Source organism: Kribbella yunnanensis (assembly GCF_039529655.1).
GTDB lineage: Bacteria > Actinomycetota > Actinomycetes > Propionibacteriales > Kribbellaceae > Kribbella > Kribbella yunnanensis.
Genome location: NZ_BAAANF010000020.1, coordinates 204,053 through 225,424 on the forward strand (window position 1 = coordinate 204,053; position 21,372 = coordinate 225,424).

At 66.3% G+C, this 21,372-nt stretch carries 20 protein-coding genes; 8 read left to right on the forward strand and 12 right to left on the reverse strand.

The window, feature by feature from the left end:
• Positions 1-45: 45 nt before the first annotated feature.
• The 3 genes from ABD231_RS30965 to ABD231_RS30975 form a co-directional block, all read right to left on the reverse strand.
• Positions 46-393 carry a hypothetical protein gene (locus tag ABD231_RS30965; protein ID WP_344159721.1) on the reverse strand — a complete coding sequence of 116 codons (348 nt, stop codon included), beginning with the start codon at positions 391-393 and terminating at the stop codon, positions 46-48.
• A 50-nt stretch (positions 394-443) separates the two neighbouring features.
• Entirely contained in the window at positions 444-1,082 is a 639-nt protein-coding gene (locus ABD231_RS30970; RefSeq protein ID WP_344159723.1) for a nucleotidyltransferase family protein, read from the reverse strand.
• Between the two features lie 109 nt (positions 1,083-1,191).
• Complete coding sequence (locus ABD231_RS30975) at positions 1,192-2,412, reverse strand: DUF4032 domain-containing protein (RefSeq protein ID WP_344159726.1); 1,221 nt, start codon at positions 2,410-2,412, stop codon at positions 1,192-1,194.
• A gap of 97 nt (positions 2,413-2,509) precedes the next feature.
• Here ABD231_RS30975 and ABD231_RS30980 point away from each other — a divergent pair, with 97 nt between their 5' ends.
• The 5 genes from ABD231_RS30980 to ABD231_RS31000 all read left to right on the forward strand — a co-directional run bounded on the left by ABD231_RS30980 (position 2,510) and on the right by ABD231_RS31000 (position 8,388).
• Positions 2,510-3,502 carry a LacI family DNA-binding transcriptional regulator gene (locus ABD231_RS30980; RefSeq protein WP_344159729.1) on the forward strand — a complete coding sequence of 331 codons (993 nt, stop codon included), beginning with the start codon at positions 2,510-2,512 and terminating at the stop codon, positions 3,500-3,502.
• Between the two features lie 157 nt (positions 3,503-3,659).
• On the forward strand, positions 3,660-5,024 hold the full coding sequence (locus ABD231_RS30985) for an ABC transporter substrate-binding protein (protein ID WP_344159732.1): 1,365 nt from the start codon (positions 3,660-3,662) through the stop codon (positions 5,022-5,024).
• Positions 5,025-5,188: 164 nt separating this feature from the next.
• A complete protein-coding gene (locus tag ABD231_RS30990; protein WP_344159735.1) occupies positions 5,189-5,971 on the forward strand; it encodes a carbohydrate ABC transporter permease in 783 nt (260 codons plus the stop codon).
• The gene (locus tag ABD231_RS30995; protein WP_344159738.1) at positions 5,968-6,837 is read left to right on the forward strand and encodes a carbohydrate ABC transporter permease; all 870 of its coding nucleotides are present in this window, start codon (positions 5,968-5,970) and stop codon (positions 6,835-6,837) included. Before ABD231_RS30990 ends, ABD231_RS30995 begins: the two co-directional genes overlap by 4 nt.
• Positions 6,838-6,846: 9 nt before the next feature.
• Entirely contained in the window at positions 6,847-8,388 is a 1,542-nt protein-coding gene (locus tag ABD231_RS31000; RefSeq protein ID WP_344159741.1) for a glycoside hydrolase family 13 protein, read from the forward strand.
• On the opposite strand, the gene ABD231_RS31005 is transcribed toward ABD231_RS31000, so the two are convergent.
• The 7 genes from ABD231_RS31005 to ABD231_RS31035 form a co-directional block, all read right to left on the reverse strand.
• Positions 8,385-9,500 (reverse strand): type II toxin-antitoxin system HipA family toxin, encoded by a 1,116-nt coding sequence (locus ABD231_RS31005; protein ID WP_344159744.1) that lies wholly within the window; start codon positions 9,498-9,500, stop codon positions 8,385-8,387. The two genes, ABD231_RS31000 and ABD231_RS31005, sit on opposite strands and share 4 nt — an antisense overlap.
• Complete coding sequence (locus ABD231_RS31010) at positions 9,433-9,813, reverse strand: helix-turn-helix domain-containing protein (protein ID WP_344159746.1); 381 nt, start codon at positions 9,811-9,813, stop codon at positions 9,433-9,435. The genes ABD231_RS31005 and ABD231_RS31010 overlap by 68 nt, the downstream gene beginning before the upstream one ends.
• A 68-nt stretch (positions 9,814-9,881) precedes the next feature.
• On the reverse strand, positions 9,882-12,092 hold the full coding sequence (locus tag ABD231_RS31015) for a heavy metal translocating P-type ATPase (RefSeq protein WP_344159748.1): 2,211 nt from the start codon (positions 12,090-12,092) through the stop codon (positions 9,882-9,884).
• A 16-nt stretch (positions 12,093-12,108) separates the two neighbouring features.
• Entirely contained in the window at positions 12,109-13,074 is a 966-nt protein-coding gene (locus tag ABD231_RS31020; protein WP_344159750.1) for a hypothetical protein, read from the reverse strand.
• Complete coding sequence (locus ABD231_RS31025; RefSeq protein ID WP_344159752.1) at positions 13,071-13,304, reverse strand: heavy-metal-associated domain-containing protein; 234 nt, start codon at positions 13,302-13,304, stop codon at positions 13,071-13,073. The genes ABD231_RS31020 and ABD231_RS31025 overlap by 4 nt, the downstream gene beginning before the upstream one ends.
• Before the next feature lie 17 nt (positions 13,305-13,321).
• Positions 13,322-13,621 (reverse strand): metal-sensitive transcriptional regulator, encoded by a 300-nt coding sequence (locus tag ABD231_RS31030; protein WP_344159755.1) that lies wholly within the window; start codon positions 13,619-13,621, stop codon positions 13,322-13,324.
• A gap of 103 nt (positions 13,622-13,724) precedes the next feature.
• A complete protein-coding gene (locus tag ABD231_RS31035; protein ID WP_344159758.1) occupies positions 13,725-14,195 on the reverse strand; it encodes a nuclear transport factor 2 family protein in 471 nt (156 codons plus the stop codon).
• Between the two features lie 149 nt (positions 14,196-14,344).
• On the opposite strand from ABD231_RS31035, the gene ABD231_RS31040 reads away from it, so the two are divergent.
• Together ABD231_RS31040 and ABD231_RS31045 are read left to right on the forward strand one after the other, a co-directional pair.
• Positions 14,345-15,268 (forward strand): ATP-binding cassette domain-containing protein, encoded by a 924-nt coding sequence (locus tag ABD231_RS31040; protein ID WP_344159761.1) that lies wholly within the window; start codon positions 14,345-14,347, stop codon positions 15,266-15,268.
• On the forward strand, positions 15,265-16,245 hold the full coding sequence (locus ABD231_RS31045) for an ABC transporter permease subunit (RefSeq protein WP_344159765.1): 981 nt from the start codon (positions 15,265-15,267) through the stop codon (positions 16,243-16,245). The genes ABD231_RS31040 and ABD231_RS31045 overlap by 4 nt, the downstream gene beginning before the upstream one ends.
• A gap of 902 nt (positions 16,246-17,147) precedes the next feature.
• Here ABD231_RS31045 and ABD231_RS31050 read toward each other — a convergent pair.
• Positions 17,148-18,227: an ABC transporter ATP-binding protein gene (locus tag ABD231_RS31050; protein ID WP_344159768.1), complete on the reverse strand. Its 1,080-nt coding sequence runs from the start codon at positions 18,225-18,227 to the stop codon at positions 17,148-17,150.
• Positions 18,228-18,527: 300 nt separating this feature from the next.
• Here ABD231_RS31050 and ABD231_RS31055 point away from each other — a divergent pair, with 300 nt between their 5' ends.
• Complete coding sequence (locus ABD231_RS31055) at positions 18,528-19,547, forward strand: LacI family DNA-binding transcriptional regulator (RefSeq protein WP_344159772.1); 1,020 nt, start codon at positions 18,528-18,530, stop codon at positions 19,545-19,547.
• Here the strand turns inward: ABD231_RS31055 and ABD231_RS31060 are convergent.
• Entirely contained in the window at positions 19,544-21,325 is a 1,782-nt protein-coding gene (locus tag ABD231_RS31060) for an exo-alpha-sialidase (protein ID WP_344159775.1), read from the reverse strand. The genes ABD231_RS31055 and ABD231_RS31060 overlap by 4 nt on opposite strands.
• Positions 21,326-21,372: the final 47 nt, after the last annotated feature.

Consider the following 21,372-nt stretch of genomic DNA (forward strand, 5'->3'; position numbering starts at 1 on the left):
CGCGGGATGTTGCATGGCTAGGGTGAAGTTGTCCCGCCGAGCTCGTCAGCCAGCAGCACGTGCAGCGGCGATCAGCTGGTCCGCCTGCCGACCGGCGGTAGTCACATGCTGCCGGGATACCGTCCGTGGCTGGTATCCAGCCGGCGTCTTGAGCGCCAGGAGTCTGGCAAGAACCGTGCCCAGGGATTTGTCGACCCTGGACAGGAGTGCGACAGCCTCTTTGTGGTCCTCTCCCCGTGAGTACTCGCCCAATCGAGCGCAGCAGATCACGTCTGCGGACGCGATGCCGGCGTGGACGCACAGGGTTACGTACGCATTGTTGATCGTGTCCTCGGCCGGGTCTCCGGTGAACTCCTCAATGAGTCCTGCTGCCGTGTGGAACTGCTCGGCCACGCGCATTCGGCCACGCCGATCGGCGGCGCTGCATCGATTTGTGCGGCCGCTCATCCTGTGGACCCGCCGTGGTGCAACGCCTTCACGAGCCACACCTTGTCGCCGACCAACGGGATACCTTCCCTTCGGACGTTGGCGAGCGCGTCGATGTCCCCCGCGACCCGGACCTCTGACTCACGGAGGTGGAGCACGTTGGACGAATTCCCGGTCCACCGTGAGACGTGATATTCCAGCGCCAGGACGCGTTCGTCCCAGGCCTCGTCGGTGATGTCCCTGAAGAGTGCGTCGTCGGATCGCACCAGGAAGATGTCGACGTCGCTGCCTGGGCGCATGTCGTTCCGGGCTGCCGAGCCGAACAAGGCCGCATAGACCAAATCCGGCCACGAACCCAAGGTCGACGTGAGTTGCCCGAGGAACCGCTCGCGTGTCGTGGAGATCTCCTGGAGAGGTCCGGCCAGGAGATGCTCCTGATTGAGGCGGTACCGGTACATCGACGCAACGCGCTCCTCGTCGAGGATGCCGTCCGCCGCCAGCCGGGCGAGGGCTCGACGCACCTGGTCCCGGCTGCTGATGTTCGACAGCTCCCACACCTGAGCAATACCGAACCAGGTATCCGCGCGAGCGAGCACCTGCAGGATTCGCCCGTCTGCGGCTGTGTGGATGACGCCGAACGGATCTTGTAGGAGCATGCGGCCGCCTTCCTCAGGTGCCAAAATTCTGGCAGATCTGCCTGATATGTGGCAAGTCTGCCAGATATCAGGCAGGGCGGCCGCTCCCGAGCATGCTGCTGGTAGACGCTTAGGGATTGTCCGGTGCGGTCGGTAGGGCGAGCTTTTCGTCGGGCTTGGAGCTCAGGACGTCCTCGACGTACGAGCGGGCGGCCTCCATGGTGTCTACCTCGTGGCCGGCCTCCTCGGAGAGGAACCAGCGGTGTTCGAGGACCTCGTGGAAGACCTCGGCGGGTTCGAGTTTGCGCTTCAGGTCGCGCGGTACCAGGCGGACGACCGGTTCGAAGACGTCGGTCAGCCACTCGTGGGCGACGATCTCCTCGTCCTCGTTCTGCTGGTCGGTGGAGGCGGCGTACGAGTCGAGGTCGTTGAGTAGGCGGCGGGCCTGGTTCTCTTCGACGTCGAGGCCGGTGAGGCGGATCAGGCGGCGGGTGTGGTGGCCGGCGTCCACGACCTTCGGCTGGATGCGGACCTGGCTGCCGTCCCAGTCGGTGATGATGTCGATCTCGGCGACGTCGAAGCCGAGCTCGTTGAGCCGCCGGATCCGCGAGTCCAGCCGGTGCATCTCGTCGGTGGCGAACTCCTCGGGTGCGGTCAGCTCCGCCCAGAGTGCTTCGTACCGGTCCTGGATCGTCTGCACGATCTCCTGCGGGTCGAGTGACTCGTCGAGCAGACCGCCCTCCTGCAGGTCGAGCAGCTCGCCGAAGAGGTTGATCTCGGCGGTGTAGAGGTCGTGTGCGCGCTGGCCGCTGGAGATCTCCTGGTGCAGCTCACCGGTCTCGGCATCCACCAGGTACGCCGCGAACGCGCCCGCGTCCCGGCGGAACAGCGTGTTGGACAGCGAGCAGTCGCCCCAGAAGAAGCCGAGTAGGTGCAGTCGGACGATCAGCGCGACCAGGGCGTCGATCAGCCGGTTCACGGTGTCCGGGCGCAGCGTGCTGGAGAACAGAGCGCGGTACGGGAGTGAGAACTGCAGGTGCCGGGTGATCAGGATCGAGTCGATCGGCTCACCGTCACGATCGATGCGGTCGGTGATGACGCCGACCGGTTCGACCGAGGGTGACTCGAGGCGCTCCAGGTCGCGGAGCAGCCGGTACTCGTGCAGCGCGAGGTGCTCGAGCACCTCCTTGATCGCGTAGACCGTGCCGTTGACCCGGACGAACCGGACCACGTGCCGCGAGATACCGCGGGGCAGCGCGACCAGCTGCTCCTCGGGCCAGTCCTCCAGCGGGACGTCCCACGGGAGTGACAGCAGACCGGTGTCCGGACGGGTGGCGACGAAGCGAGGCACGAGCCCAGTCTGTCAGCAACCTGACCTCTCAGACAGTCGGTTCCATCGAGCGCAAGTCGTTGCAAGAAATTGCGTGATCGGGCGTAGAGTTTGCGTCATGACACGACGACTTGCAGAGGTGGCCAAGAAGGTCGGCGTCAGCGAGGCCACCGTGAGCCGGGTGCTGAACGGCAAGCCCGGAGTGTCCGAGGCGACCCGGGAAGCGGTGCTCACGGCGCTCGACGTACTGGGTTATGAGCGTCCGACCCAGCTGCGCGGTGACCGGGCCCGGCTGGTCGGGCTGGTTTTGCCGGAGTTGCAGAACCCGATCTTTCCGGCGTTCGCCGAGGTCGTCGGGGGAGCGCTGGCGCAGCAAGGTTTCACGTCCTTGCTCTGCACCCGCACGGTCGGTGGGGTGTCCGAGGCGGACTACGTCGACCTGCTCCTGCAGCAGCAGGTCTCCGGGGTGGTGTTCGCCGGTGGGTTCTACTCGCAGGCGGATGCGCCGCACGGTCATTACGAGCTGATCCAGGAGCGGAAGCTCCCGACTGTCCTGGTGAACGCGGCGGTCGACCACCTCGGCTTCCCGCAGGTCTCGACCGACGACACGGTCGCCGCAGAGATGGCGATCGGACACCTGCGCACGCTGGGACATCAGCGGATCGGCATGGTTCTCGGCCCGCGCGACCACATCCCGTCGCGGCGCAAACTGGCCGCGTTCCTCGCCTCCGACGAGGCAGATCCGAAGCTGGTCGAGCACACGATGTTCTCGCTCGAGGGCGGTCATGCCGCGGGCAGCCGGCTGGTCGCGGCCGGCGTCACCGGCATCGTCTGCGCCAGCGACATCCTCGCGCTCGGCGTCATCCGCGCCGTACGGCGGGCTGGTCTCGACGTACCCGGCGATGTCTCGGTGATCGGGTACGACGACTCCGCGATGATGAACTGCACCGACCCGCCACTGACCACCGTCCGGCAGCCCATCGACGCGATGGGCCGGGCGGCCGTCGAGATGCTGATGGCGCTGATCGAGCGAGCCGCCGTCGCGGCCGACGAACTCCTCTTCGAGCCGGAGCTCGTCGTACGGGCTTCCACTGCCCGCGCCCGCACCTAGCTCTCACTGCCAGTAGCGCCCCGTTCACCCCAGGTGGACGGGGCGTTCGCACGTCCAGGCGCTCTCTAGTCACCTTTTTGCAATCTTCTCTTGAAGTATTGCGTTCATGTGTCGACAACCCTACGGTGTGGCGCAGAGTCGAGGGAGAGGGTTCAACATGACGACAAGGCGCCGCGGGCTCAGCCTGCTGCTGGTGGCGGGACTCGGGCTGGGGGCCGTGTCCTGCGGCTCGGGGGACGACAAGCCGGGGGCCCAAGGCTCCGGCGGACCGGTCACGATCACGGTCGGCTGTCAGCCACCGAAGAGCAATCCGAAGGAGCGGGAGGGCTGGGACGCCGACGTCGCCGCGTTCCAGAAACTGCACCCGAACATCACCATCGAGAGCAAGGACGCGTTCCCCTGTATCAACCCGGACACCTTCCAGGCGAAGCTGGCCGGCGGCACCCAGGAGGACGTGTTCTACGTCTACTACACCGACGTCCAGAAGATCATCAAGGCCCGTCAGGCCGCCGACATCAGCCAGTACGTCGGGGACGTCAAAGCCGCCAAGGAGTTGCGCCCCGATGTCCAGGGTGTCTTCAAGTCCGAGGACAAGACCTACGGACTGCCGCGCAACAACTACAACATGGGCCTGGTCTACAACCGCAAGCTGTTCACCCAGGCCGGGCTCGACCCGGACAGCCCGCCGAAGACGTGGGCCGACGTACAGGCCGCGGCCAAGAAGATCGCCGGCCTCGGCGCCGGGTACGTCGGCTTCGGTGAGTACTCCGCAGGCAACACCGGCGGCTGGCACTTCGCCGCGTCGCTGTACGCCCGCGGCGGTTCGATGGTCGGCGACGACGGCAAGACTGCCGCGTTCAACAGCCCCGAGGGCAAGGCGGTTCTCGAGAACCTGAAGACGATGCGCTGGAACGACAACTCCATGGGCAGTAAGCAGTTGCTGCAATGGGAGGACCTGATGCGCATGATGGGTTCGGGCAAGCTCGGCATGATGATCGGCGCCCCGGACGTCGTGCAGTCGGTGAACAACGACTTCCAGGGCAAGTTCGAGGACTACGGAGTGACCGCCGTACCGGAGTCCGAGGGCAAGTCGTCGCTGAGCGGTGGCGACGGCTACATGTTCAACCCGAAGGCGTCGCCGGAGAAGATCAAGGCCGGTCTGCTCTGGCTGGAGTTCCACGAGCTCACGCCGGGTCAGGGTCAGTTCAACTACGCCCGCGCCAAGGAACAGGGCCGCCCGGTCGGTCTGCCGATCCCGGACCTGTACGGCGACTCGGCCGCCGGGAAGGAAATCGTTGCCCTGCGCAAGCAGTTCGCCACGGTCCCGGTCGACCACTTCACGCCGTACGTGACCGCGCAGTCCACGATCACCAACAAGCTCGAGCCGCCGAAGGCCCAGGAGCTGTACGCCGTCCTCGACGTCGCGATGTCCGCCGTACTGACTCGTCAGGACGCCGATATCGACAAGCTGCTCAGCGACGCCGAGTCCAAGGCCAACAAGATCCTGGCGAAGGACACGTAATGACTGTCACCCAAGAGCGGGTACGCCGTCCTCAGCCTCTGAGGGCGGCGGGCCCGCGCCCTGATGACCACGGTGCCCTGAAACGAAGCATCGGGCGGAACCTCACGGCGTACGGGTTTCTCTGCGGTGCACTGATCTGTTTCGCCTTGTTCTCCTGGTATCCGATGATCCGGGAAGTGATTCTCAGCTTCCAGGAGAACAACTTCGTGGACCCGGGGAAGTGGGTCGGGTTCGACAACTTCCGCACCGTCATCGAGGATCCGGCGTTCCGGCAGGCTTGGCTGAACACCGCGGTGTTCAGCGGACTCGCGCTGGTCGTCGGGTACGCCGTACCGTTCGTGCTCGCGGTCGTGCTCAACGAACTCAAGCACGCGAAGGCGTATCTGCGCTTCGTCGTCTACCTGCCGGTGATGCTGCCGCCGGCGGTCGCCGTACTCCTGTTCAAGTGGTTCTACGACCCGGGAGCCGGCCTGTTCAACCAGGTGCTGGGGGCAGTCGGTCTGCCGGCACTGAGCTGGCTGGACTCAACCAGTACGGCGCTCATCAGCCTCGTGCTCGTGTCGACCTGGATGAACCTCGGCACCGGCACTCTCATCTACCTGGCCGCGTTGCAGAGCATCCCTGGTGATCTCTACGAGTCCGCCGAACTCGACGGAGCCGGGCTGTTCCGGCGGGTCTGGCACGTGACGATCCCGCAGACCAAGCTGATTCTCTTGGTGATGCTGCTCCTGCAGGTCGTCGCCACCATGCAGGTCTTCATCGAGCCGTACCTGCTCACCGGCGGCGGTCCGGAGAACGCGACCGTCACGGTCGCCTACCTGATGTACCAGTACGCCTTCAACTTCGGTGACTTCGGCGGCGGTAGCGCACTCGGCCTGATGCTGATGATCGTGCTGATGGTGTTCTCCGCGATCTACCTGCGCATCTCCCGGGAGGCGGAGCGATGAGAACCCTGGTGTCCCCGCTCGCTCTGCAGACCTCACGCGGACGCGTGCTCTATTGGTCCGTGTTGACGATCACCGTGGTCGGTTTCACCGGCGCGTTCGTCTTCCCGCTGTACTGGATGATCACCGGCGCGCTGAAGTCACCCGACGAGCTGGCGCAGATCCCACCAAGCTTCTTCCCGTCGAATTTCGATTTCGGCGTGTACGTCGAGGCCTGGAACCAGCTGCAGCTCGGTGTCTTCCTGAAGAACACCGCCTTGTACGCCGGCGGTGCGTGGCTGTTCACGTTGGCAGTCGACGTCACGGCGGCGTACGCGTTGTCGAAACTCCGGCCGATGTTCGGCAAGGTGGTTCTCGCGCTGATGCTGGCCACGTTGATGATCCCGCCGATGGTGCTCTTGCTGCCGACGTACCTGGTGGCCAAGGATCTGCCGATCCTGCACCTCGATCTGCTCAACACCCCCTGGGCGATTTGGTTGCCGGCGGCAGCGAACGGGTTCTTCGTGTTCCTGCTCAAGCGGTTCTTCGACTCGATCCCGAAGGAACTGCTCGAGGCGGCCGAGATCGACGGCGCGTCACCGATGCGGATCCTCTGGTCGATCGTGCTGCCGGTGTCGCGGCCGATCCTCGGCGTGGTCTCGATCCTGTCCGTGGTGACGGTCTGGAAGGACTTCGTCTGGCCGCTGCTGGTACTGCCGGAGACTGACAAGATGTCGATCAGCGTCGGCATCGCGTCGCTGTCCGCGCAGATGCCGCAGAACGTCCTGATCGCGTCGCTGGTGATCGCCAGCCTGCCGACCATCCTGGTTTTCTTCGTGTTCCAGCGCAGCATCATGGCCGGCCTCACGGCCGGTTCCCTCAAAGGATAAGGAGCTTCGATGGCCGACGAATGGTGGCGTGGCGCAGCGATCTACCAGGTCTACCTGCGCAGCTTTGCCGACGGCAACGGTGACGGGATCGGCGACCTCGCCGGTCTGCGCGCGCGGCTGCCGTACCTGGCCGAGCTCGGCGTCGACGCGATCTGGCTCAACCCCTGGTACCCGTCCCCGATGGCCGACGGCGGGTACGACGTCGCCGACTACCGCGCGATCGATCCCGCATTCGGCACGCTGGCCGAGGCCGAGGCGTACATCGCCGAGGCCCACGCGCTGAACATCCGCACCATCATCGACATCGTCCCGAACCACGGCTCCGACCAGCAGGACTGGTTCGTCCAAGCCCTGCAGGCCGGCCCGGGATCACCCGAGCGCGAGCGCTTCATCTTTCGGGAAGGCCGCGGCGATCAGCCACCCAACGACTGGCAGTCGATCTTCGCCGGCCCGGCGTGGACGCAGGTCCCGGACGGGGAGTGGTACCTGCACCTGTTCGCCCCCGAGCAACCAGACTTCAACTGGCGCAACCCCGAGGTGGTCGAGGAGTTCCACGACATCCTCCGGTTCTGGCTGGACCGCGGCGTCGACGGCATCCGGATCGACAGCGCCGCCGTACTGTTCAAGGACCTGGACAGCGTCGAGGAGTCCTACACCGACCACGACGAGGTCCACGACGTGTACCGCGAATGGCGCCGCATCACCGACTCGTACGACGGCCGCTTCCTCGTCGGCGAAATGTGGATGCCCGATCAGGAACGCTTCGCCCTCTACCTCCGCCCCGACGAGATGCACACCGCCTTCAACTTCGACTTCCTCTCCCGCCCCTGGGAAGCCGCCGAACTCCGCGCCTCGATCGACCTCACCCTCGCCACCCACATCCCCATCGGCGCCCCACCCACCTGGGTCCTCTCCAACCACGACGTAACCCGCCCCGTCACCAAGTACGGCCGCCCCGACACGTCGTTCTCCCACCAAGACCGCAAACACGGCATGCACACCGACCTAGCCCTAGGCGAACGCCGAGCCCGAGCCGCCGCCCTCCTGGCCATGGCCCTCCCCGGCGCCGTCTACGTTTACCAAGGCGAAGAACTAGGCCTACCCGAGGTCGAGGACCTGCCCGACGAGTTGTTGCAGGACCCCATCTTCGCCCGCTCCAACGGCACCGACCGAGGCCGCGACGGCTGCCGAGTCCCGCTCCCTTGGTCCGCCAAAGAACCCCCCTTCGGCTTCGGCACCGCAACCCCCTGGCTCCCCCAACCCCCCGACTGGAAGAACCTCACAGTCGAGTCCCAGCAAGCCGACCAAAACTCCATGCTCGCCCTCTACCGCAACGCCCTAACCCTCCGCCGCCACCACCTGGGCGACGGATCCCTCACCTGGCTGGAGTCTCGGCCCGGCGTCCTGTCCTTCCACCGCGAGTCCCTCACCAGCATCACCAATCTCACCCCCGACCCGATCGACCTCCCGCCGTACCAGGACCTCCTCCTCACCAGCACCCCCCTCGACAACGGCCAACTCCCACCCGACACCACCGCCTGGATCCGCTAACCGCCGATCAACTCGGCGATCCGCTGGGCCTGGTCACGCAGTGAGTCGGGAATCCCCGGCTCGCTCGCGGCCGTTGCAAAGGCCAGCGGGATTTTCGTTCGGAGAGTTCGAGCGCGGGCGACCGCCTCGTCGCGGGTGATGCCCAAGCGAGTGCCGACGGCTGCCCAATCCTTCTCGGTGACGCTGACCATGTCCCAGTGCTCGCCGATCTTCATCGCGGACTGCAGTCGCGACTCCTGGTCGTACGGCAGGTGGGACGCAACGTCGTACAACGGTGCCAACCTGACGTCGCGCGGGCCCAGCAGGACGGAGAAGTTCTTCGCGTGTGCATCCGTCGCTGCAATGGCGACGTTGTAGACGAGATAGTCGAAGAAGGTGCGAAGGTTGCTGTGTTGCGACGCGGGCAGACCGCTGGTGGTGAGCAATTGCCCGATCTGTGCAATGCCTGGACCGCCGTCGGATTGGTACTTCTTGCCCGGTGGAACAGAGAGTGCCTGGCACAGGTCCTCTTGATGCAACCGTCGCCAGCGGCCACTCTTGTCGAGTATGCGGTCGTACCGCCGCGCGACGAGCACCTCGTAGCGATCGGTGGTCAGCAGTTCGGTGTCCGCGGCGGGCAGTCCGCAGAGTTGTGCTGCCCGCAGACACAGGTGCTCGTTGAGGTGATGCCCCGCAAATCGTGGCATCGAAGGTTTGAGAATGTGCGTCGTCGGGGTCGAGTCGCACGGCACTCCCCAACGTCCTTCCGGTGAACGAAACAAGGCGATCTTGCTCTGGGCGCCGGCAAGACTCCACCGGCCTGCGTTCCGGCCCGGGTCCCAGCTCTCCGGACTCCGGGCGAGGTCGGTGAGGGTTCGGTCGACGTCCTTGTCGCTGAGCCACTCGATCTCGCCCTGCCGGCCGGCCGCGTCGTCGCAATCCGATGTCATCGGCAGCACCTGTACGGCGCCCGCTGCGTCGCGGCCGATATGCCCTAGCAAGGCGAACGGGTTGTTCGCGGAGACACCGTACTTCCGGCCGAGCCGCTGGAGCGCAGGCTCGCTGTCAGGTAGCAGACCGGCGATGAAGGCAAGAACTCTCTTGTTGGGATGAGTTCTTTCCGCCTTGGGCATCGACAGGGACAGCGGGGGGGAAGCCGGACGGGCCCGCGGGGCCTTCGGCGAGGGTGCTGAAGACCTCGGTCCACGCGGCGGTGGTCGGGTCGGCGGCGGCCGGATCGTCATCGCTGACCTCGAGGACAAGGCCGACAGCCGCGAGCGTGTTCAGAACCAGTTGCAACTCCAGCCGCGCATGACCCTTTTCGAGCCGGACGAGCCACTCCCGGGAGACTCCCGCCCGGCGCGCCAACTCTTGCTGGGTCAGACCCTGCCGACGGCGTGCGTCGCGCACCGCAGCGCCGAGGTTGCGTGCCGAGCGGATTTCCATGGCGCCTCGCCTGTCGATGTGACCGTACTGCCACTCTAACAGAAGTTGCCGTACGACCACATTCTGTGTCAGGTGAGTGGTTTGAAGCGTCGCAATCGCAGGCTGTTGGAGACTACGAAGACGGAGCTGAGGGCCATGGCGGCGCCGGCGAGCATGGGGTTGAGGAGGCCGGCGGCGGCTAGCGGGACGGCGGCTACGTTGTAGGCGAAGGCCCAGAAGAGGTTGCCGCGGATGGTGCGGAGGGTGCTTCGGGCCAGGCGGATGGCGTCGGCGGCGGCTCGGAGGTCGCCGCGGACCAGCGTTAAGTCGCTGGCTTCGATTGCTACATCGGTGCCGGTGCCCATGCTGAGGCCTAGGTCGGCCTGAGCAAGTGCTGCGGCGTCGTTCACGCCGTCGCCGACCATGGCAACTACGCGGCCTTCGCCTTGGAGCTTTTTCACGGCGTCGACCTTGCCGGCGGGGAGGACCTCGGCAATGACCTCGTCGATGCCGACCTCGGCTGCGACCTTCTGGGCGACGGCTTCGTTGTCGCCGGTGAGCAGGACCGGGCGCAGGCCTAGGGCCTTCAGGTCCTTGATGGCTTGGGTCGACGTTGGCTTCACCGTGTCGGCGACTACCAGGACGGCTCGTGCCTGGCCGTCCCAGCCGACGGCTACTGCGGTGCTGCCTTCGGCCTCGGCGTGTTCCTTGGCGTGGGCTAGCTCGGCGGGGAGGTGTTGACTCCACTCCTCCAGGAGTTGGGTGCGGCCGACCAGGACCGCGTGGCCGTCGACGATGCCTTGGACGCCGAGGCCTTCGACGTTGCCGAAGTCCTCGACCTCGGGGAGCTTGCCGGCGGCCAGTGCGGCTCGGGCGACGGCCTGCGCGATCGGGTGTTCGCTGGAATGCTCCAGCGCTCCGGCCAAACGCAGTACCTCACTGCGGTCCTGATCAGGAGCCAGCAGTACGTCGACCAGCTCCATCCGGCCCGTGGTCACAGTCCCAGTCTTGTCCAGTACGACGGTGTCCACGCGACGCGTGGATTCCAGCACCTCGGGCCCCTTGATCAGGATGCCGAGTTGCGCGCCTCGCCCGGTACCGACCAGAAGCGCGGTCGGCGTGGCCAGCCCAAGCGCACAAGGGCAGGCAATGATCAGTACGGCGACCGCCGCGGTGAACGCGACCTCGACCGGCGAACCGTTACCCAGCCAGAAGCCGAGCGTGGCCAGCGCCAGCCCGATCACGACCGGTACGAACACCCCGGAGACCTGATCCGCAAGCCGTTGTACGGCGGCCTTCCCGTTCTGTGCGTCCTCGACGAGCCGCGCCATCTGCGCCAGCTGAGTGTCCCCACCGACCCTGGTCGCGCGGACCACGAGCCGGCCGCCCGCGTTCACGGTCGCACCGACGACGGCATCGCCCGCACCGACCTCGACCGGTACCGACTCACCGGTCAGCATCGACGCGTCGACCGCACTGCTGCCGGTGACGACAATCCCGTCGGTCGCGATCTTCTCGCCCGGCCGGACGACGAACTCGTCACCGACCTTCAGTTGCTCGGCCGGGATCCGCGTCTCGACGCCATCCCGCAGTACAGCAACGTCCTTCGCGCCGAGCTCCAGCAGCGCGCGCAGGGCTGCGCCCGAACGACGCTTGGCCCGAGCCTCGAAGTACCGACCAGCAAGGATGAAGGTGGTCACGCCGGCCGCGACCTCGAGGTAGATCTCCTCGGCGCCGCCACCGCGCGACGGGATCAGCGTGAACGGCATCGTCATCCCCGGCTCGCCGGCCGAGCCGAGGAACAGCGCGTAGAGCGACCAGCCGAAGGCGGCCAGCACGCCGACCGAGATCAGCGTGTCCATCGTGGCCGCGCCGTGCCGCAGGTTCGTCCAGGCGGCCTTGTGGAACGGCCAGGCCGCCCACGTCACCACCGGGAAGGCCAGCGTCAGCGAGGCCCACTGCCAGAAGTCGAACTGCAGCGCCGGAATCATGCCGAAGGCAATCACCGGCACGGCGAGTACGGCGCTCGCGATCAGTCGCTCGCGCAACGGCCGGAGCTCGTCGTTTTCATTGCTCTCGGCAACTTCGGCAGCCGGAAGCGCGGCGGTGTAGCCGGTCTTCTCCACGGTCGCGACCAGATCGTCGGTGGTGACACCCTCGTCGTACGTCACCTTGGCCTTCTCGGTGGCGTAGTTGACGGTCGCGGTGACACCGTCCATCCGGTTCAGCTTCTTCTCGACCCGCATCGCACAGGAGGCGCAGGTCATGCCACCGATGACGAGTTCAACGGATTGACTCATGGTTACTGCTCTCCTCTCAGTGACCGTGCGGGGTTTCTTCATGCGACGGGTCCGACGGCACCACGGTTGGCGGCACGATCGGCTTACCGTCGCCGCCAACCTGCACCGTGAACTCGGCCGTGTGGACCGCGCCCGCGTGCTGGAAGTCCAGGAACAACCGGTACGTCCCGGCGGTCGGGAAGGTGGTGCCGAACTTGATCTCCGGCCCGCCCTTCATCCCCGCCTCCGCATGTTGCGCCGGATGGTTGTGCAGGTAGGCGAGATCCCCGCTGCGCAACGAGACCAGGTGTCCAAACGCCCCGAGATAGGGCTGCAGGTCGGTGACCGGCTTACCGCCGCTGCTGACCCGGAACGTCAGCTCGGATTCCTTGCCCGCAACCGGGGTCCCGGCCAGCGTCACGTCGTACTCGTGCACGCTGTAGCTACTGGCCGGCTCGTTCAGCGGGACCGGGATGTACAGCCCGGACACGTTCACGTCGGTCCCGAGCGTCAGGGTGCGATCGAACCCGGCCGGCTGGAAGTCGGCGTACAGACGCCAGGTGCCACCGGCGGTGAAGGTGAACGGGATCGACCAAGTGCCGCCCGCATCGCGCGTCGGGTGAATGTGATGGAACCCGGACAGATCCCGCCGTACGACGATCAGGTGCAGATCCTTCTCGTGGGTCGGGGTGTAGCCGGTGACCGGCTTCCCGTCCGGACCCTTGATCGTGAATCGCAGCACTGTCTTGCTGTTCGCCGTGAAGAACGTCGACTCCGGTACGAACGTGTAGCCGGCATCGGACACCGCGAGCCCGGGTAGCTGCCCACTCGACTCGCTGTGTCCGCCACCGTGCGCTCCGCCCATGTCCGCCATACCGGCGGGTGGGGCGGGGTCGGCCGCCGCGATCGGGTCGACGGCGGAGCCGATCGCGAACGCCGCCGCGAAGGCGAGCGCGAGCGCACCGGCGAACACGCCGAGCCGGAGCGCGACGGCCCGGGTCATGCTGTCGGGCCAGGTGCTGGGGCCAGTTCGTAGCCCGCCTCGTCGACGGCCTCGCGTACGGCGGTCTCGTCGAGCGCTGCGGCGCTGGTCACGTGGACGGCGGAGGTGCCGCCGGCGTTCAGGTCGATCTTCACCTCGGTGACGCCGTCCAGCTTGGTGAGCTCCTCGGTGACGGCGGACGTGCAGTGCCCGCAGGTCATCCCGGTGACGGAGTAGGTCGTGGTGGTCATATCGGTCTCCTTCGAAGTTAGCTACGAACCAGGCGGGCGATCGCGTCGGAGGCCTCGCGAACCTTCTCCTCCGCCTCCGCGCCGCCCTTCTGCGCGGCCTCGACCACGCAGTGCGACAGGTGCTCGTCGAGCAGCTCGAGCGAGAACGACTGCAGCGCCTTGGTGGCCGCCGACACCTGGGTCAGGATGTCGATGCAGTACTTGTCCTCCTCGACCATCCGCTGCAGACCGCGAATCTGGCCCTCGATCCGTCGCAGCCGCTTCAGATGGCTGGACTTCTCGGACGTATAGCCGTGGACGTGTTCCTCGCTGCTCATTACGACCCCTCTCTACCCCCATGGGGTATGTCGACAGGCAAAAAAGTACCCCCTAGAGGTATCCGATGCAAGTCCTTGGAGGATACCTGGAGGGGGTATTGGGTCACAGCCCCAGTTCAGTGAGCCCTGGGTGATCGTCCGGACGCGGACCGGGAGCGTCCCAGCGGAACAGTCGCTCGGACTCGGTGATCGCCTGGTCGTTGATACTCGCCCGCCGTACCCGCATCAGGCCGTTCTCGTCGAACTCCCAGTTCTCGTTGCCGTGCGAGCGGTACCACTGCCCATCGGCGTTCCGGGACTCATAGACGAACCGTACGGCGATCCGGTCGTCGGTGAACGCCCAGAGTTCCTTGATCAGCCGGTAGTCCAGTTCGCGCGCCCACTTCTGGGTGAGGAAGGCAACCACCTCGGCCCGGCCGGTGACGAAGGTGCCCCGGTTCCGCCAGTACGTGTCCGGTGTGTAGGCCAGCGACACGGCCTCCGGAATCTGGTTGTTCCAGGCGTTCTCCGCGGCGCGAACCTTCTGTACGGCGGTCTCCCGGGTGAAGGGCGGTAGCGGGGGTCGGGTGGTCACGACGAGCTCCTTCGATGGTCGACAGTATCCATTCAATATTGGACCACAGGACCCAATCGGGCGAGAGATCAACCAAACGCCCGCCGGTGGAGTCTTCCTCTGCAAAGATGTTCGTCCCCTCATCGGGGGAACGACGTGAGAGGGGTGGCATGCCTGACCTGGCGATCAGTACGCGCGGTCTGCGCAAGACGTACCGGACGCGGCGCGGCCGCAAGGTAGTGGCGGTGCAGGGGCTCGACCTGGATGTGCCGGTCGGGGGTGTGCACGGCTTCCTGGGCCCCAATGGTTCCGGGAAGACCACCTCGATCCGGATGCTGCTCGGGCTGATCCGGGCCGACGCCGGCACCATGACCGTCTTCGACCGGCCGGTACCGGCTCGGCTTCCGGAGGTGGTCGGGCGGGTCGGGGCGATCGTCGAGTCGCCGAAGTTCTTCCCGGCGTTCAGCGGCCGCAAGAACCTTGAGCTGCTCGCCGCGGCCATCGGGGCGCCGAAGCAGCGAGTCGCCGAGGTGCTCGAGCAGACGTCACTGGCCGAGCGCGGCAAGGACCGCTTCAAGGGCTACTCGCTCGGTATGAAGCAGCGGCTCGCAATCGCGGCCACCCTGCTCAAGGACCCCGACCTGCTGATCTTCGACGAGCCGACCAACGGTCTCGACCCGGCCGGCATCCGCGAGATCCGCGAAACCATGCGCGGGCTCGGCGACCAGGGCAAGACCGTCCTGGTCAGCAGCCACATCCTCGCCGAGGTCGAGCAGGTCGCCGACACCGTCTCGATCATCGGCCACGGCCGCTTGCTCGCCTCCGGCACAGTCGCCGAAGTGATCGGTGGCGGTACGACGACCACCGTCAAGGTCGGTGTCGCCGACCGCGAGGCGGCAACCCGGGTACTGACCGCCGCCGGGCTCGTGGTCCGGGCCGACGGCAACTACCTCCTGGTGGACGGGGTCGAACACCCCGCCGAGCTGACCAAGCGCTTGGCCGACCAGCAGTTGTACGTGAACGAACTGGTCCCGATCCGGGCCGACCTCGAGTCGGTGTTCCTGGAGCTGACCGCAGGGGAGGGGCTGGCGTGATCCGCCTGACCGCAGTAGAACTACGCCGGCTGACCGCGCGCCGAATCACCATGATTGGTGTGGCGGGCGTCGTACTGATCACGGCGTTCCTGCTGTTCGTGACCTGGCGCGAGGCGCGGCCGCTGTCCGAGGGCGAGCAGCGGGCGGCCCAGACACAGTTCGAGATGGCCCACAAGGACTGGGTCGAGCATCATGTCGAGAACGAAGCCGAGTGCCGCAAGAGCTACGACCAGATCCAGGGCTCGAAGCCGCCCATCGACGAGATGTGCGCGTACCCCGAGCCGAAGATCACCGAGTGGGGCAAACCGCAGGCAGTCTTCGCCGAACTGATCCCGAACCTGCTGCAAGGAGCGTCGTACTTCCTGCTCTTCGCCGCCTTCCTGATCGGCGCGAGCTTCGTCGCGGCTGAGTTCAGTTCTGGCGCGATCGGCAACTGGCTGACCTTCGAACCACGTCGGCTACGGGTCTACGGCAGCAAGATCGTCGCGGCCGGTCTGTGGTTCGTCCCGCTCGGAGTGCTGATCACCGGCGTCGTGACACTGGGCGCCTACTTCATCACCGCGGGGCTCGGCTCAACCGCCGGTACTGACTGGGGCAACGTCACCGGCTCAGTCTCGAGAGTCGTGACCACGACGGCGATGGGCGCAGTCCTCGGTGCGGTAGTAGGCCTAGTACTGCGGCACACGGCAGCCGCGATCGGCCTGGTGATGGGCTACATCGTCCTGGTAGAAGGTGTCTTCGGCTCCTTCCTCCAGAAGGCCCAACCCTGGCTCCTAGGCCGCAACTTCGACGCCTTCGTCCTCCACGACACCAAGTACTACCTCAACAAATGCGCAACCGATGCCAACGGCAACTACAACTGCGAGTCGATCGAGAAGACCCTCACCTTCGAACACGGAGCCTGGTACCTCGGCATCCTGACCCTGGTAGCAGTCGTCGTAGCCGGCGCCATCTTCCAACGCCGAGACGTCAACTAACGCGCGGTGCGCGGGTGGTTCCCCCACCCGTGCACCCGAGTTCGTGCATTGGCTGATCACCCCGCCCGTGCTCGCTACTTCTCACGGAGAGCCTGATGCGCTATGGCTCCCCAAACCGGTTTGGGGAGGATGGGCGGTCAGCGGGTCAAGCTCTCGGCGACTCGGAGGGTCAACGCATCCCTCCCGACGATTTCTGTGCGGCCGGTGGGGTTCGCGGGGGTCGCTCGCCGCTGCGGCCGGCTTACAGAGGGGTGTGGCTGGGCGGGTCTGTGGCTGGGCGGGATGGTGCGGTCGGCGATCGCGTGGGCGTGGCCTGAGGTTCCGGGCTGTGGTTGCTGGCGGCGGTGAGGCTGCTTGGTAGGTGATCCGTCGCGGTGGTTGCGCGGCGGTTGGGCTGCTTGCTTGCTGGCCCGTCGCGGTGGTTTTGGCGGTTCGCGGATGTCTACTGTCACCGAGCGGCAGCGATCATCCGCGAACCCGCCGCCGGCCACCCCGCATGGTGGGTGTGGGGCGAGTGATGGGCCTGTTCGGGTCGACTTTCTCCCCACCCCGGCAACTGGCATGAATGCGGTGTGTGAATCGGGCCTACGCGGTGTGCCGGGGCGGACCTGCACCACCGTCTAACCTGCTCCTGGGCCATTCAGGCAGGCCGTGCTGAGCGTGAACCACGTCCGCCGTGCAGAGTTAGACGGTGATGGCGGTCCGCACCCAGACCAGGATCACCTGTCGGCATGCTCGCCACGCTCCGGCATGCTCGCCGCGCTCGCCGGGCTCCGGCCGGATCTGCCGGAGCGAGCACCCGGCGGGCGAATCCGCGCGTGCGTACGACAACCGCGAGGACGGGTGGGGCATATGCGAAGGCCCCGGAGCCGACAGCTCCGGGGCCTTGCGAATAACAGAGATCAGGCGGTGAGGCGCTCTTCGGTGGAGGTGCTGAAGAGGTGGAGCTTGTCGGGCTGGGCTTCGAGGTGGATCAGGGAGCCCTTTTCGACGTTCATGCGGGCGCCGATCTTGGCGACGATCTGCTGGTGGTTGCCGTCGTGCTCGGCGGTGCCGTAGAGGAAGGCGTCGGCGCCGAGCTCTTCGATGACGGCGACGTGGACCGGGAGGCCGTTGTCGGAGACCTTGAAGGCCTCGGGGCGGACGCCGATGGTGACGGTCTTGTCGGAGCCGGCCTTGGCGAGGATGTCGCGGGCGACCGGGATGGTGTAGTCGCCGAGCTTGGCGCCGCCGTCGACGAGTTCGGCGGTCAGCAGGTTCATGGCGGGGGAGCCGATGAAGCCGGCGACGAACTTGTTCTTCGGGTTGTCGTAGAGGTTCAGCGGGGTGTCGACCTGCTGGAGCAGGCCGTCCTTCAGTACGGCGACGCGGTCGCCCATCGTCATGGCCTCGACCTGGTCGTGGGTGACGTAGACGGTGGTGACGCCGAGGCGCTGCTGGAGTTCGGCGATCTGGGTGCGGGTCTGGACGCGGAGCTTGGCGTCGAGGTTCGACAGCGGCTCGTCCATCAGGAAGACCTGCGGGTTACGGACGATGGCGCGGCCCATGGCGACGCGCTGGCGCTGACCACCGGACAGGGCCTTCGGCTTGCGGTCCAGGTACTCTTCGAGGCCGAGCAGCTTGGCGGCTTCCTGGACGCGCTTGGCGCGGTCTTCCTTGGAGACGCCCTGCATCTTCAGCGCGAAGCCCATGTTGTCCGCGACCGACATGTGCGGGTAGAGGGCGTAGTTCTGGAACACCATAGCGATGTCGCGCTCTTTCGGCGGACGGTGCGTGACGTCGCGGTCGCCGATGTAGATCGAGCCCTCGTTGACCTCTTCGAGGCCGGCCAGCATCCGCAGGGAGGTGGACTTGCCACATCCGGACGGGCCGACGAGGACCATGAACTCGCCGTCCTCGATCTCGAGGTTGAGCTTGTCGACGGCGGGGGTGTCACCACCGGGGTAGATCCGGGTGGCGGCCTTGAAAGACACAGTAGCCATGACTGGGTACATCCCTTCACCGGCAGGAACGTGCCGGACGATCCGAGTAAAGGCCCCCGGGCGGGGGTGCGCTTATCCTCGCCTCCCGCGCTCCTCCTGACAAGGGATGCAGGGTGTGAGCTGTCCATTCTGTTCACCAAGTGGACAGCTCTGAACAATCTCAGCCTGCAAGTTCTTGCAACTTCTTGCTGCAATGTCAAGGACAGGTGGGTAAGGTTCCGCCGTGAGCGAGCAGAGCGAGCGAACCAGACAGCACAGTGCTTCTGCTCATTCTGGAGCTGAGCGAAGCGAGGCGGAGGAATGAGCAACAGGGCGCGGCTGGCGGATATCGCGGCCAAGGCGGGGGTCAGTGAGGCGACGGTCTCTCGGGTACTGAACGGCAAGCCGGGGGTTGCGGAGGATACGAAACAGGCGGTACTGACGGCCCTCGACGTACTGGGGTTCGAGCGGCCGACCCGGTTGCGGCGGCGGTCGGCAGGGTTGATCGGGCTGGTGATGCCGGAGTTGATCAACCCGATCTTCCCGGCGTTCGCCCAGGTGATCGAGTCGGCGTTGTCCCAGCGCGGCTTCACGCCCGTGCTCTGCACGCAGTCTCCTTCCGGTGCGACAGAGGAGGAGTACGTCGAGATGCTGCTCGAGCGCGGTGTCTCGGGGATCATCTTCGTCTCGGGGCTGCACGCGGATACCGGCGCGGACCATGAGCGCTACCAATCGCTGGTCGAGCGGCGACTGCCCGTGGTGTTCGTGAACGGCTGGTTGCCCGAGGTGCAGGCGCCCTTCGTTTCCTCGGACGACAACGCGGCGATGGAGCTCGCGGTCGCGCATTTGGTTGCCCTCGGCCACCGTCGGATCGGGTTCGCGTCCGGCCCGGAGCGGTTCATCGTCGTGCAGCGCAAGCTGGCCGGCTACCGCACCTCGATGAAGGCCCAGCTCGGTGTCACCGACGAGGACTTGGATCCGTTCGTCTCATTGAGCATGTTCGGTGTCGAAGGCGGTCAGGCCGCCGCCCAGCCGCTCCTCGATGCCGGTGCCAGCGCCATCGTCTGCGGCTCCGACATGATGGCCCTCGGCGTCATCCGCGCCGCCCGCCAGCGTGGTCTCACCATCCCGACGGATCTGTCGGTCGTCGGGTACGACGATGCGCCGATGATGGAATTCACCGATCCACCGATGACCACCATCCGCCAGCCCGTCCAGTCGATGGCACTGGCCGCCGTACAGTCCCTGCTTGAAGAAGTGCGCGGTCATGCCACGCCGAAAACCGAGTTCCTGTTCCGTCCTGAGCTCGTCGTCCGCAACACCACCGGCCCGGCGCGCTAGAACGGGTACCGAAGACGGAGGTCGGGGATCGTCGTGGCGTTGCTGGAGTACAGCGACGTGATCTCGGCAGCGGTGAGCGCGTGGCCGTAAAGGCGGACGTCGTCGAGGGAACCACGCAGGTTCTGTGCACCGTCGAGCCGCTGACCCAGGTGGATCTGGAACGGTCGCTTCGGGCTGACAGACCCCAGTACGGCGGTGCTCGTCGCGGCCGTGCTCCCGTCAACGGACAGCGTGAACGTCGACCCCTGTCGTCGAAGCGCGAAGTGGTGCCAGGCACGGTCGTTGTAGGCCTTAGCAGTCGCCAGAGTGACAGCGGTTTCGCCGCTCTGCGCGAGAGCCCGCAGGCGGTTCTTCGACGGTTCGGCGCGCAACCAGAGCTGCGAATAGACATCGCCCTGGTTGTACGCCCACAGCAGCGGCTGATCCGCCGTACTGGCTCCGTAGTTGAACCAGCCCGTCCACGTGAAGTCGCCGCTGCTGACTGCAAGCTTCTCGGCGAACGGAAGCTGGACGTAGTCGTCGGTCCCATCGAGGGCAAGCGCCGTACCGAACCGACCAGCAGTCGAAGTACCCCCGCGCAGGAAGCCGTGCAGATCGTTGCCTGAGGCATCGGGTGTCGTCGGTACGCCGGTCGTGTTGCCATCCGGAAGCCCGAGCGCGGACTCGGTGAACGTCGTGAACCAGATGTACCCATGCGACCAATTGGCCGCCCGCTCGTACGCGAGCCCGACGGTGTTGTCGTCCAGCAGCGTCATATCCGTGTACGCCGCCATGCCGCCGTAGATGACAACGCCGGCCCCCGGATCGACCCACTCGGTGCCGCCCTTGTACGTCGAACGGATCGTCAGGTTCTCGCGGGTTGTGCCCTGGCGCGTCTCCGTGGCCAGCAGCACGCGGTTGTAGCGGTCGCCCTGATCGGTGGCGCGCAGTTCCAGCGTTGACGCCTGAACAGTCGGTACGGCGAGGCTCTGTTCGGCCGCGCCGGCGTGGAAGCCCTGCGAGAACGTCTCTCCGGAATCGCTCGAAACCGCCGAGGCCACGGTCGACGAAGTGTCGGTGCCGTTCTCGTCCCGCGCCATCGCGAACAGCGAACCGTCAGGCCGTTCGAAGACCGACAACTCCTGCACACGCAGCGCCGGATCAGCGGACTCGTCATGCGCGCCGACGGCCCAGGTGAGCCCACCGTCGTCACTGTAGACCAGCGCGCCACCCTTCCGATCGCCGACCGTCGTTGTGTAGTGGGTCCCGACGACAAGCCGGCCGGCGTGGGCGCCGCGGCGGAGCTGGATCCCGTGCGAAGGCCCGGTCGCGTACCCCTTCCAGGTCGGCGACTTCACCTGCGCGGTGATCTCGCGCGGCGCAGTCCAGCTCACGCCGTTGTCCTCGCTGTACTGCGCCCAGACCGTGTCGTACTGCCGCGTCGTCAGCAACGAGATGCGCCCGGTCTGCGAGTCGACGACCGGCGCCGGGTTGTGCGCGGTCACGTCGATGCCCGCGTGCACGACCTTCGGCGTACTCCAGGTCTGCCCTCGATCGGTCGACCGAACCATCACCACATCGTGCGTCCCGGTATCCCCGCAGGTCGGCTTCCGCGCCTCCGCGAACAACACCAGCGATCCGTCGGCTGCCGTCACCAACGCGGGGATCCGGAAGCAGGAGTACCCCGCAGTCCCCGGCGACAGAATCGCCTTCCCCTCGAGACCTACGCCGTACGCCGGCACTGTCAGCCCGACCGTGATCATCAGCAGAACCGCGAGCAGTACCCCACGAAATCGCATGCGACCAGTCTTGGTTGTCCTACCGCCTGGAGGCTCCCGTTCACGGC